Below are 10,982 nucleotides of genomic sequence, written 5' to 3'. Positions count from 1 at the left end.
GTCCGGCCGGCCGCCCCGAAACCGCCCATCGCGGAGCCCGTGGGCCCGGCGGTCGGGATCGAACCCGAGTGCGGCTGGGCCGCCGTCGCGAACGTCCACGCCGCCGTGCCCAGGCCGCCGGCCAGCAGGGTGAGGATGACGACGCCGGCGGTGGCCGCCTTGCGGAGCGCGGCGGGAATGGCCCGCAGCCGGTCAAGCTGCAACATCAGCGCCGCCGCGGCGAGGACACCGAGGATCACCACGGCCACCCGCAGCCAGGGCAGCCACGACGGATCCCGGCCCAGCAGCACCGCGGACCAGATCGAGGTCGCCAGCACCGTGACCGCCAGGACCAGCCGCGCCGGCCAGAAGGACCGGCCGCGCCACAGCTGCACGCCGCCCAGGCCCACGAGGGCCGCGACCGCGGGGGCCAGCGCCACCGCGTAATACGGGTGCACGATGCCGCTCATGAAGCTGAAGATGCCCGCGGTGACCACCAGCCAGCCGCCCCAGAGCAGCAGGGCCGCACGGGTCGCGGAGGTCCGGGCCTCGCGCCGGGTGAACCACAGGCCGGCCAGCAGGAGGATCAGCGCCGCGGGCAACAGCCAGGACACCTCGCCGCCGAAACTGGTGCCGAACATCCGGGCGATCCCGGCGGCCCCGCCGAAGCTGGCGTTCCCGCCAAAGCCACCCGCGCCGGCGCCGCCGGCTGCCCCGGCAGCGCCGGCCGCGCCGCCAAGGTCAGTTGCCCCGCCAAAGCCCGCAGAGCCGCCCGGCCTGCCCTCGCCGGACCCGGTGATCCGGCCCAGGCCGTTGTAGCCAAAGGTCAGTTCGAGGAAGCTGTTGGTCGTGGAGCCGGCCATGTACGGACGGGCCGACGCCGGGGTCAACTGGAACAGCGCCACGTAGCTGCCGGCCACCACCAGGATTCCGGCGGCCGCGCCCAGCAGGTGCAGCAGCCGGCGCCGGAGGCTGACCGGGGCGGCCCAAAGGTAGGCCAGGCCCAGGCCCGGCACGATCAGGAAGCCCTGCAGCATCTTGCTCAGGAACGCCAGGCCGATCACCGCACCGGCCGCGGCCAGCCAGCCCCAGCCGGCCTTCTCGATCGCCCGGGTGGTGAGGTACGCCGCGAGCACCAGGCAGAGGGTCAGCATGGCGTCGGGGTTGTTGAAGCGGAACATCAGGGCCGCCACGGGCGTGAGCGCCAAGGCCCCGCCGGCCACCAGGCCCGCGGCCGGACCGGAGACCCGCTTCAGGGTCAGGTACAGGAGCCCGACGGCGGCCACGCCCATGAGGGCCTGCGGCACCAGCATGCTGAGCGGGGAGAAGCCAAAGATCCGGCCGGCCAGGGCAGGGATCCAGAGGGCGGCCGGGGGCTTGTCCACGGTGATGGCGTTGCCGGCGTCAAGGGAGCCGAACAGCAGGGCGGTCCAGTCCTTGGTGCCGGCCTGGATGGCCGCGGCGTAGAAGGTGTTGCCGTAGCCGGTGGCCGCGAGGTTCCACAGGTAGAGCACAGCGGTCCCGATGAGCAGCAGGGCGGCCGAGGGCCGGACCCAGCGCGGCTGGTCACCGAACAGCAGGCGCCGGCGGCGCGAAGCGGAGGAATCGGGGGTATCGGACGAGGCGGCCGGCACCGGCGAGTCGGTGCGGGGGAGCGGGCCGGAGGGCCGGGTCCCGTCGGCGGGGCTGAGGGTGGCGGTCATTTATCGGGCCGTTTCTGTGGGGAGGGACGCTGTGGCGGCGGACTGCGCCGGGGTGCCATGCGCGGGGACCGGGGTGCCGGGCGCGGGCGGGGCTGCGGTTCCGGGGCGGGCCCGGAACACCACCAGCCGGAAGAGCAGGAATTTCACGGCGGTGGCCGCGAGGTTGGCCGCGGTGACCGTGGCCAGTTCCACCCAGCGGTCGGGGGTACCGCCGGAGGCCCCGTGCACCAGCAGCAGCGCCCCGGACGTCAGGCCGAGCCCCAGCCCGAAAACCAGCAGGCCCTCGAAGTGGTGGCGGGCCGCATAACTGCTGCCTTGGATGCCGAAGGTGAAGCGCCGGTTGGCCGCGGTGTTGGCCACGGCGGTGATCAGCAGCGCCAGGAAGTTCGCCAGCTGCGGGTCCATGACTCCGCGGCAGGCCAGGAAGATCAGCAGGTAGGCCAGGGTGGAGGCGACGCCGATGCTGCCGAACCGGACCAGTTGCCCGAAGAGGCTGCCGCCGGGGCTTTGTTCCGGTCCGCGGGAGGACGCCGGCAGCGGGCCGCGGGCCAGCGCGGCGCGCAGTTCCGGGACGGGGATCTTGCCGGACACCAGGTCGCGGCTGAGGCGGGCCATGCCGCGCAGGTCCGCGGCCGCCGTCTGGACGATGTCGACGCTGGAGTCCGGATCGTCGGTCCAGTCCACCGGGACCTCATGCACCCGGAGTCCGCAGCGTTCGGCGAGCACCAGCAGTTCGGTGTCGAAGAACCAGGCGTTGTCCAGAGTGTGCGGTAGCAGTTCCCGGGCGATGTCGGCCCGGATGGCCTTGAACCCGCACTGGGCGTCGCTGAAGTGCGCGCCGAGGAGCGAGTGCAGCAGGAAGTTGTAGCTGCGCGAGATGAATTCCCGCTTCGGGCCCCGGATGACGCGGGAATTGCGGGTCAGGCGCGTGCCGATCGCCAGGTCCGAGTGACCGGAGATCAGCGGGGCCAACAGCGGTCCCAGCGCGGCCAGGTCCGTTGAGAGGTCCACATCCATGTACGCCAGGACGGGCGACGGCGACGCGAGCCAGACCCGGCGCAGCGCATTGCCGCGGCCCTTTTCGGCCATGTGCACGACGGCGACCTCCGGCAATTCGCGGGCCACGCGCTCGGCGGTCTGCAGCGTCGAATCGGTGCTGGCGTTGTCCGCCACGGTGATCCGGAACGGGTGCGGGAAGGAGCCCAGCAGGTAGGCGTGGAGCCGGCGCAGGCAGGCTTCGAGGTCGCGTTCCTCGTTGAAGACGGGGATGGTGACGTCCAGTACCGGCACCGCTGACAGGGTCTCGATCGGCGATCGGCGGCGGCCGACGCCGGTCAGCGCCGCCGGGAGCGGCGCTGCCGGGGTCGAAGCTGCCGGGCCGACGCTGATGACGGATGCCGGCGCGTCAGACTGGGTGCCGGCGGGGGCCGGCCCGGAACGGGACAGGGTACCTGGTGCCTGGTCTGTGGAAGTCATGCCTCCACTGTCCCGGCCCCCGGTATGAGGGGATTGGGGGAATGCTGTGTGCCTGCTGTGGAAGTCCGCGCGGGTGCGTCAGAGGGGTGCGTCAGGCGGGCGGTGCCGCCGGCAGCCGGACCGCGAATTCCGTCCGGCCCGGACGCGAGCTGACCTCCACGGTCCCGCCGTGCGCCGCCACGATCGACTGCACGATCGACAGGCCCAGCCCGCTGGTGCCCTGCACCGCCGTCGCGGTCGCGATTGCCCCCGGCCCCGCACCTGCACCCGCCGCGCCCCGGGCCCCCGCACGTTCGGCGGGGTTGGCGCGGGAGGCATCGGCGCGGGCGAACCGGGCGAAGACCTTGCCCAGGAATTCGGGGGCGATCCCTGCGCCGTCGTCGGTCACGGACACCACGGCGCTGCCGTCGGCGGACCGCATCACCCGGGTGACCACGGTGGTGCCGGGATCAGTGTGTTTGCGGGCGTTGGAGAGCAGGTTCGCGAGGACCTGGTGCAGGGCCGTGGTGTCGCCGCGCACCACCACGGGCTCCTCGGGCAGGTCCAGCTTCCAGCTCCGGTCCGGGGCCATGACCTTCTCGTCGCTGACCGTTTCGACGGCCAGCTGGGTGAGGTCGACGTCGGCCATCTTCAGCGGCTGCCCCTCGTCCAGCCGGGCCAGCAGCAGCAGGTCCTCCACCAGGGCGGTCATCCGCTCCGACTGGCTCTGCACCCGGGCCAGCGACTTCTCGCCGTCGGGGGTGAAGTGCTCGGTCATCCGCATCAACTCCGTGTAGCCGCGGATGGCGGTCAGCGGGGTGCGCAGCTCGTGCGAGGCATCCGCGACGAACTGGCGCACCTTCATCTCGCTCTCCTGCCGGGCCTGCAGCGCGTTCGAGACGTTGTCCAGCATCTGATTCAGCGCGTGGCCCACGCTGCCCACCTCGGTACCGGGGTGCGCGGCCGACGCCGGGACGCGCACGCCCAACGCCACCTCGCCGGCGTCGAGCGGCAGGCGCGAAACCTTCGTGGCCACTTCGGAGAGCTTCTCCAGCGGCTCCATGGTGCGCCGGATCAGCGCGGTGCCGATCAGGCCGATCAGCACCAGTCCGCCGGCGGACACCGCGGCGAGGGTGCCGACGAGGGACCCGAGCGTGTTCTGCTTTTCCTCCAAGGGCAGGCCCGTGACGATGATGTCCCCGTACTGCGTCTGGGTGGCGATCAGCCGGTACGCTCCGGCGGAGAGCGTGCGGTTCACGGGCGCGGCGTTGGGGGTGAGGCCCAGCAGCACCGCGTTGTCGTCCGCGGAGAGGCTCTTGCGGGTGGCATCGCCGGCGAGGAACCCGGCGCTGGCAATCCTGCCGTTCTGCTCCCGGGCGTTCAGTGTGCCGATGCCCTGCCCCTTTGCCTCCAGCGGGTCCGGACGCCCGCCCGGGCTGCCGGAGTCCGGGCGGCCGAATTCGTTGGAACGGTGAGCGGCAGCGCCGAGTTGTTCGTCCAGCTGATGGGTCAGGAACGAGTCCATGGACACGTAGCTGAAGACGCCTACCGCGCCGCAGATGGTCACCAGCAAGGCCATGGCCACGAGCACCAGGCGGGTGCGAAGGTGCCAGGTGGAGGGGTTGCGCCAGTCATGCCCGGGGGCCGGCGTGACACCGGAGAGAGTGGGCACGGATCAGTCCGCCGGTTTCAGGACGTAGCCCGCGCCGCGGACGGTGTGGATCATCGGGGCGTGGTTGGCGTCGATCTTCTTGCGCAGGTAGGAGATGTAGAGCTCCACGATGTTGGCCTGGCCGCCGAAGTCGTAGTCCCAGACGCGGTCCAGGATCTGGGCCTTGCTGATGACCCGCTTGGGGTTCTCCATCAGGTACCGCAGCAGCTCGAACTGGGTGGCCGTCAGGTGCAGTTCCTCGCCGGCGCGGGTCACGTCCCGGGTGTCCACGTTCAGGACCAGGTCCCCGACGACGAGCTCGGCGGTGTCCATGGCGGCCACGCCGGAGCGCTGGACCAGGCGGTGCAGGCGCAGCAGGACTTCCTCCATGCTGAAGGGCTTGGTGACGTAGTCGTCCCCGCCGGCGGCGAGGCCGGTGATGCGGTCCTGCACGGCGTCTTTGGCGGTGAGGAACAGCGCCGGGACCTCGGGCGCGAAGGTGCGGATCCGGCTCAGGAGTTCGACGCCGTCGAATCCGGGGAGCATGACGTCCAGTACCAGCACGTCGGGCCGGAAGTCCTTGGCCAGCTTGACCGCCTCCGGGCCGTCCGCGGCCACCGCCACGGACCAGCCTGCCATTCGCAGGCCCATGCTCATCAGCTCGGAGAGGCTGGGTTCGTCATCCACCACCAGGGCGCGGATGGGGGAGCCGTCCGGGTGGGTCAGCTGCGGAAGGTTGTTGGTCATGGAGTGCGACGAGGCCATGGTTCGACTCTCCGTTCTGCCGATTAGGTGCGGCTTTGGGGATCCTGTGCGGCACCTGTGAATCCCAGCCTACCCAGCTGGGCGCTGCCGGGGCAGGCCGGGGCTTCGAGCGGATCACAGGCGGGGCTGGAAGACCTCACAGCCCCGGCACAGCCTGCCTGCCCACGCTGGTGGAAACAGCCCCACCTTCCGAGCCAGGAGAACAGCATGAACCACCAGCAGCCCGAAGAGATCCCGCAGCCTGCCGACGGCGGCCACAACCCGGACACCTCCCCGCTGCCGGGGACCACGCCGCGTCCGGTCTCGGCCCCGCAGCCGGTGACGGCGCCGCAGCAGGAATCTGCGCCCCGGCAGTCCGCGCCGCAGCCGGAATCCGTGCCGGGGTGGGGCGCGCCGTCGTACCCCGACACAGCCGCCCATTCCGGAGCAGCGCATCCTGCCCAACCGGACCAGCCTGCCCAGCCGGGCCCTGCGGGGTACCCGGCCCAGGCGGCTCCGGCCCAGGCGGCCCCCGGGTGGGGCGCGCCTGCCGGCCGGGCCGCGGGTACCCAGGCGGATAAGCCATGGACCGTCCGGCGCGGCCTCGCCGCCGGCGGGGTGGCCGCCGTGATCGCAGTCGGCGCCGGCGCCGGTGTCTACGCGTTGACCTCCAGCTCGGCCGCGGCCAGCGGGGACGGCGCAGCGGCGGGCGGCCCGCAGTTCAACGGCCAGGGGATGCCCGGTGGCCAGCAGGGCGGCCAAACCGGGGGCTCGGCGTCGGGCCGCGGCGGCTTCGGCCCGGACGGGTTGGGCGGAATGGCCGGGGGCCTCTCCGCGGCCGTGCACGCCGAGTACGTCGTCCTCGACGGCACCACCTACACCTCCATGGCCGAACAGCTGGGCACGGTGACCGAGGTCAGCTCGACGTCGGTCACGGTCAAGAGCGCCGACGGCTTCACCCGCAGCTATGTCCTGGGCGACGGGGTGACGGTGAGCAATATGCAGCAGCGCCGCCAGCAGTCCGGCGGTACCGGTTCAACCGGGACCCAGCTCAGTGTGGCGGACATCGTCTCCGGGGCTACCGTGAGGCTGACCGCCACCAAGGACGGGTCCGGCTACTCGGCGAAGTCCGTGATGCTGGTGGCGGCGACGGCCACCGGCACGGGGCAGCCGGGGGACGGCCAAGCAGGCGGCGGCCAGCCGGGGGGCCCGGACGGCGGCCAAGCCGACCCCGGACAGTCGAACTAGGAGGTCCGGCCCCCAGGAGAGCCCCTTCGAGGGTGACCACTCTGTGGACACTTCGACCGGAGGGCCTGCCGTGGGCGGAATTCCATCCGCGGCCATCAACCCGAACGCAATCACTGAATGAGAGCCTGCATTCGAATAATATTCGAATGCGGGCTCTCATTTAGTTCATCGAGGGCTCAGGAGTCGCCAATTCGTCGTCCCGTAGAATTGTGATATGCGCGACAATCGCCGCATTCGTCTCACTATGCGGACTTTCAGGTCCATTGTTACTTGCTAGTTCGCTTTGTTACGTTGCACACTTCAACTGTGAACAAGAACTCAACAGCACCTGCAGCCGCAGTTTCCGGGATCAGCGCACCAGCTGGTACTGAGATGCGCTGTTGTCGAATGCACGCCTAACTTCTCCACCCCAGAACGTTTATAGGCATTCGCCCCCAGCCCAGAGTCGGGCGCCCTCCCCAGTTTCATTGCGGGGACCCAGCATTCGAGCCGCGATGACGGCCATTCACATTGAGGTAAGCATTCCATGTCAGTTGCATCCGGATACGTCCACATCTCCGTTCGAAACGCCGCCAAGGCCGGCCAGGCCTCCGGTATCCGCCAGGGCTTCGGCGGCCGCCCCAGCTTCGGCCCGGCGGGATCCGGCACCAGCTACCCCGCCCCCGGCTACGCGGCGCAGGGCTACAACCCCACCTCGTACGGACAGCTGCGCGCCGTCCCCGCGGCCGACTCCGCACCCGCCACCGCCCCCACCCCGGTCATCGCCGCCGGTGAGGCCCCCGTCCGCCCGGTGCCCTCCGACAACGTCGCCCGCGGATTCGTCCTCTACATGGGCATCGACGAGGAGACCGCCGCCGCCGCCGGGACCTCCATCGCCAAGCTGGCCCAGGAAATCCGCGCCTACGCCCAGTCCTTGGTGGCCGGCGCGGAGAGCTACGCCGCCGTCGCCGTCGCCCCGGCCTCCGCTCCGGGGTCCGCGCTCGACGTCGTCCGCTCCACTTTCGGTGACCCCACCGCCGGTGCCGCCCGCCAGCGCGCCGAAACCGCCCGCCTGCAGCAGGCCCAGGAACCGCGCCCGTCCGGCGTCCTGATCGACCTGGCCCGCCGCGAGGTGGCGCTCGACGGCGAATCGCTGAACCTGACGTTCAAAGAATTCGAACTGCTGAACTACCTGGTGGAGAACGGCACCCGCACCGTCGGCCGCGACGAACTCCTCGAGGGCCTGTGGCGGAACGCCGAAGAGGTCCCCAACGAGCGCACCATCGACGTGCACATCCGCCGTCTCCGCTCGAAGCTCGGCCGCCTGGCGAACACGGTCCGCACGGTCCGCGGCCAGGGCTACCGCTTCTACGAGCACCCCGAGGTCGTCGTCTGGGCCGCTCCGGAATACTCCATCTAGCGCCCCGGAGGCACCGCCGCGGCGGTGCCTCCGGCTAGGCTTGGCCCATGAGCCAGCACCACCTCCGACGCCTCGTGATCATGCGCCACGCCAAGGCCGACTGGCCGGGCGGCGTGGCGGACCACGACCGGCCGCTGGAAGAGCGCGGCCACCGGGATGCGCCCGTGGCCGGCGCATGGTTGCTGAAGCACGGCGTCGTCCCCGACTTCATCCTCTGCTCGAGTGCCCTGCGTACCCGGCAGACCTGCACCTGGGTGTGCAGCGAACTGGGCGACAAGGCCCCCACCCCCAAACTCGAACCGGGCCTGTATGGGGCATCCGCGCTGGCCATGCTCTCAGTGATCAACCACGTCCCGGACACCGTTTCCACGCTGATGGTCGTCTCCCACATGCCCGGCGTGCAGGACCTGGCCATGCACCTGGCCTCCCGTGACTCGAACCACGACGCCTACATGGACGCGGCCACCCGCTACCCCACCAGCGGCCTGACGGTACTGGAGACCGAGAAGCCCTGGGCCGAACTGGACGGCCAGGATGCCCGGCTGACCCACTTCACGGTGCCGCGCGCCCGCTGACTGTCGGTGCGCCGTGCCATAGTCAGGCATCAGGTGGTGGTGTTTACTGGGCCTGTCGGGGCAGTCGCACTGCGGCCGGCAGGCAAGGCAACCGAGGAAAGGTGGATCAACGTGGATTCAGGACAGCTCGTGGGGATTATCGTCGGCATTGTTGTCGTGCTGGCGATCATTGCGGTGGCGGTCAGCATCAGCCGGAAGCGCCGGACGGAAGCGGACCGCAACCGTGCGGCAGAGATGCGCGAAAAGGCGGAAGCGGATCAGCTCGCCGCGAAGGAACATGAGGCCAAGGCCGCCCGCGCGGAGGCGGATGCGAAGGCCGCCGAGGTCGAGGCAGAGCGCCTCCGCCAGCAGGCGCGCGGCACCCAGGAACAGGCCGCGTCCGTGCGTGCCGGCGCCGAGGAACAGTTGCGTAAGGCGGACGAGGTGGACCCCGACGTCGACTCCTCCCGGCGCGGGCAGGAGCCTGCCCCGGACACCGGCCAACTCCGCCGGGACCGGAGTCACCGCGGGACCGCCGATGACCGGGAAGAAGCCGGCACGCATCCGAACGGCGCGCACGCGGCTGCCGAGCGTGCCGCGGGGGAGCGGACCACGGGGGAGCACCCGGTCGGGGAGCGCCCGGTCGGGGAGCGCCTCGACGGCGACACCGCCGGGGTCGACGCCGCGCGCGCTCAAGCGCCCGATGTCCGTCACGACGCCGGTCCGGCGCACGGCGAGCGGCCACGCAATCTCTGAGGCCACCGCGGGCGCCACCGTCATCAAGGCCGCCCGATGAGCCCCCGGCACTCGGCCCTTGCCCTGCTGGTGGCCCTGCTCTGGGGCGTCAACTTCGTCGCCATCGACCTCGGCCTGCACCCGCCCGGGGGAACCATGCCGCCCCTGCTCTTCGTCGCGATGCGCTTTGCCCTGGTGGTGTTCCCCTGCATCTTCTTCATTCGGAAACCGGACGTCAGCTGGCGGGTGATCATCGTTGTCGGGCTGCTGATGAGCGCCGGCCAGTTCGGCCTGCTCTACCTGGGGATGGCCCTCGGCATGCCCGCCGGCCTGGCCTCCCTGGTCATCCAGGCACAGGTCCTGATGACCGTCCTGCTGGCCGCCGGCATTCTGTCCGAGCGGCCCACCCGGCGGCAGCTCGCCGGCGTGATCCTGGGCATCGTGGGCCTGGCGGTGGTGGCGGTGGGCCGCAGCCTGGTGGCCCCGCTGCTGCCCCTGCTGATCGTGCTCGCGGCCGCGCTCTCCTGGGCCGGCGGCAACGTGGTGGTGCGGCGGGCAAAGGCCGCCTCCGGCCTGGGCCTGGTGGTCTGGTCCGGGGCGGTGGTGCCGCTGCCGCTGGCCGGCCTTTCGCTCCTCCTGGACGGCCCGGCCGCCGTGTCCGACGCGCTGCTCCAGGTCCAGCCGGTCACCCTGATCACTGCGCTGTACACCGCGGTCTTCGGCTCGCTGATCGGGTACGGCATCTGGAACCGGCTGCTGGGTCTCTATCCCTCCTCCGCGGTGGTGCCCTTCACCCTGCTGGTACCTGTGGTGGGAATGACCGCCGCCTGGCTGGTGCTGTCGGAGCGGCCGTCAGCCGCGGAGATCGCCGGCGGGCTGCTGCTGCTGGCCGGGGTGGCCACGGCGGTGCTGCGCGGACGGAACGGTCCGGCTCAGCGCCGGGTGGCGGACCGGCCCGGAGCGGCCGCTGACCCCGGGCGCGGGGCTGCCGTGCCGGCCGTGCCGGCGCCTTTCGCCGCGGAGGGCGCCTTGGCCCCGGCCTTGGCTCCCGAAGCCCTGGGTGCCGACGCTGGGGAACCGGACGATGTGGAACGTGACGACGTGGAGCCGGAGGACTTGGACCCGGCAGACTTCTGCGCCGACGGTTTGGCGGCAGGACGGGCAGCGGGCCGGGCGGTCGACTGACGGGGGGACGTCGCCTGGCGTGCGGCCGGCTGCCGGGCCGGTTGCCGTGACGACGCCGGTTGCCGTGCGGCGCCTTGTCCCGCTGCCGCCGGACGCGCCGCACCCTGGCGGGCGGGTGCCTGCCGCGGAACCGCCGTCGAAGGCCGTGACGGACGCGCCGCGGGCCGGCGCTGGGCCGTTCCCGCACGGCCGCCGGTCCCTGAAGCATTCCGCGCGGCGGGCCGGCCGCCGGCCCGGATTCCCGGAGCCGGGCGCCGCCCGGGTAGTACCGTGCCGGCGATCAGCAGCAGCAGCGTCACCGCGCCCGAGAGGGCCGAGAGGTAGAAATA

At 71.6% G+C, this 10,982-nt stretch carries 9 protein-coding genes; 5 read left to right on the top strand and 4 right to left on the bottom strand.

The features are described 5' to 3' along the window. From AB0305_RS14900 to AB0305_RS14885, 4 genes are all read right to left on the bottom strand, one after another. The coding region (locus AB0305_RS14900; RefSeq protein WP_366173283.1) for a glycosyltransferase family 39 protein at window positions 1-1,682 on the bottom strand (1,682 nt) is incomplete at its 3' end. Continuing rightward, window positions 1,683-3,158 (bottom strand): bifunctional glycosyltransferase family 2/GtrA family protein, encoded by a 1,476-nt coding sequence (locus AB0305_RS14895; RefSeq protein ID WP_364136562.1) that lies wholly within the window; start codon window positions 3,156-3,158, stop codon window positions 1,683-1,685. A 91-nt stretch (window positions 3,159-3,249) separates the two neighbouring features. Then, entirely contained in the window at window positions 3,250-4,809 is a 1,560-nt protein-coding gene (locus tag AB0305_RS14890; protein ID WP_364136564.1) for a HAMP domain-containing sensor histidine kinase, read from the bottom strand. 3 nt (window positions 4,810-4,812) lie between these two features. Then, entirely contained in the window at window positions 4,813-5,553 is a 741-nt protein-coding gene (locus AB0305_RS14885) for a response regulator transcription factor (protein ID WP_364136566.1), read from the bottom strand. Window positions 5,554-5,760: 207 nt separating this feature from the next. On the opposite strand from AB0305_RS14885, the gene AB0305_RS14880 reads away from it, so the two are divergent. The 5 genes from AB0305_RS14880 to AB0305_RS14860 all read left to right on the top strand — a co-directional run bounded on the left by AB0305_RS14880 (window position 5,761) and on the right by AB0305_RS14860 (window position 10,653). After that, complete coding sequence (locus tag AB0305_RS14880; protein ID WP_364136568.1) at window positions 5,761-6,780, top strand: hypothetical protein; 1,020 nt, start codon at window positions 5,761-5,763, stop codon at window positions 6,778-6,780. A gap of 526 nt (window positions 6,781-7,306) precedes the next feature. Beyond that, complete coding sequence (locus AB0305_RS14875; RefSeq protein ID WP_290256541.1) at window positions 7,307-8,179, top strand: winged helix-turn-helix domain-containing protein; 873 nt, start codon at window positions 7,307-7,309, stop codon at window positions 8,177-8,179. A gap of 47 nt (window positions 8,180-8,226) precedes the next feature. Then, window positions 8,227-8,754, top strand: coding sequence for a histidine phosphatase family protein (locus AB0305_RS14870; RefSeq protein ID WP_364136570.1), 528 nt, complete (start codon window positions 8,227-8,229; stop codon window positions 8,752-8,754). Window positions 8,755-8,865: 111 nt separating this feature from the next. Beyond that, on the top strand, window positions 8,866-9,489 hold the full coding sequence (locus tag AB0305_RS14865) for a hypothetical protein (RefSeq protein WP_364136572.1): 624 nt from the start codon (window positions 8,866-8,868) through the stop codon (window positions 9,487-9,489). Between the two features lie 36 nt (window positions 9,490-9,525). Then, complete coding sequence (locus AB0305_RS14860; protein WP_364136574.1) at window positions 9,526-10,653, top strand: EamA family transporter; 1,128 nt, start codon at window positions 9,526-9,528, stop codon at window positions 10,651-10,653. The last annotated feature ends 329 nt before the right edge of the window (window positions 10,654-10,982 follow it).

This window comes from Arthrobacter sp. NPDC080086 (assembly GCF_040702285.1).
This window is presented reverse-complemented; position numbering and strand designations above follow the sequence as displayed.